Annotated in this window: 3 protein-coding genes; all 3 read left to right on the plus strand. The window is 63.4% G+C overall.

The genetic code is table 11. The annotated features are described in order from the left end of the window. Window positions 1-387, plus strand: a 387-nt coding sequence (gene sdhC / locus DIE08_RS35150) for a succinate dehydrogenase, cytochrome b556 subunit (RefSeq protein ID WP_244962417.1), incomplete at its 5' end; no start/stop codon positions are given. Between the two features lie 4 nt (window positions 388-391). Then, on the plus strand, window positions 392-760 hold the full coding sequence (gene sdhD / locus DIE08_RS35155; RefSeq protein WP_006399546.1) for a succinate dehydrogenase, hydrophobic membrane anchor protein: 369 nt from the start codon (window positions 392-394) through the stop codon (window positions 758-760). A 3-nt stretch (window positions 761-763) separates the two neighbouring features. Further along, window positions 764-1,701 (plus strand): FAD-dependent oxidoreductase (locus tag DIE08_RS35160; RefSeq protein WP_124906453.1); only part of this gene is annotated, 938 nt, incomplete at its 3' end.

A 1,701-nucleotide genomic window follows, 5' to 3' on the forward strand; every position in this document is an offset into this window, starting at 1 on the left:
GAATACCGGAACATCGGATTCGGCGATATCACGATGAAATATCGCATGCCCTTGGCGGCGATATTGTCGATCCTCCATCGAGTCAGCGGCGCGCTGCTGTTCCTGTTCCTGCCGTTCCTGCTGTTCCTCTTCGACCAGAGTCTCACCTCCGAGCTCAGCTTCGAAGTCTTCAAGGCTTTCCTCTCCAACATCGTCGTCAAGCTGATCGTCCTCGCGCTGTCCTGGGCGTTCCTCCACCATTTCTGCGCCGGCATTCGCCACCTGCTGATGGACGTCAACCACGACGCCGTCTCGAAGGAAGGCGGCAAGCGGACGGCCGTCGTCGTCTTTGTCGTCTCGATCGCCCTGACGATCGCCATGGCACTCAAACTGTTCGGAGCATTCTAAGAAAATGGCAGCCAATAACCGAATCGGCTCGAAGCGCCTCGTCGTCGGCGCTCACTACGGCCTGCGCGACTGGCTCGCGCAGCGCGTCACCGCCACGATCATGGCGGTCTACACGGTCATTCTGCTCGTCCTGTTCTTCGGCGCGCACGACTTCTCGTACGAAGGCTGGGCATCGATCTTCTCCGCGCAATGGATGAAGCTCGCGACCTTCGTGACGCTGCTTTCCCTCTTCTACCACGCATGGGTCGGCGTGCGCGACATCTGGATGGACTACGTGAAGCCCGTCGGTGTGCGCCTGCTGCTGCAATCGCTGACCATCGTCTGGCTGCTCGCATGTGCGGGCTACGCCGCGCAGATTCTCTGGAGAGTGTAAAGAATGGCTGCAATCAAAACTTCCCTGCCGCGCCGCAAGTTCGACGTGGTGATCGTCGGCGCGGGCGGCTCGGGCTTGCGCGCAGCGCTGCAACTGTCGCGTGCGGGCCTGTCGGTCGGCGTGCTGTCGAAGGTGTTCCCGACCCGTTCGCACACGGTGGCCGCACAGGGCGGCATCGGCGCGTCGCTCGGCAACATGAGCGAAGACAACTGGCACTTCCACTTCTACGACACGATCAAGGGTTCCGACTGGCTCGGCGACCAGGACGCGATCGAGTTCATGTGCCGCGAAGCACCGAACGTCGTGTATGAACTGGAACACTTCGGCATGCCGTTCGACCGTAACGCGGACGGCACGATCTACCAGCGTCCGTTCGGCGGCCACACCGCGAACTACGGCGAGAAGCCGGTCCAGCGCGCGTGCGCGGCCGCCGACCGTACCGGTCACGCGCTGCTGCACACGCTGTACCAGCAGAACGTCGAGGCGAAGACGCAGTTCTTCGTCGAATGGATGGCGCTCGACCTGATCCGCGACGCGGAAGGCGACGTGCTCGGCGTGACGGCCCTCGAGATGGAGACGGGCGACGTCTACATCATGGAAGGCAAGACGACGCTGTTCGCGACGGGCGGCGCAGGCCGGATCTTCGCGGCATCGACCAACGCGTTCATCAACACCGGCGACGGCCTCGGCATGGCTGCACGCTCGGGCATCGCGCTGCAGGACATGGAGTTCTGGCAGTTCCACCCGACCGGCGTGGCCGGCGCGGGCGTGCTGATCACCGAAGGCGTGCGCGGCGAAGGCGGCATCCTGCGCAACGCGAACGGCGAGCGCTTCATGGAACGCTACGCCCCGACGCTGAAGGATCTGGCGCCGCGTGACTTCGTGTCGCGTTCGATGGACCAGGAAATCAAGGAAGGCCGCGGCGTCGGTCCGAACAAGGA

The organism is Burkholderia sp. Bp9004 (genome assembly GCF_003858025.1).
Classification (GTDB): Bacteria; Pseudomonadota; Gammaproteobacteria; order Burkholderiales; family Burkholderiaceae; genus Burkholderia; species Burkholderia diffusa.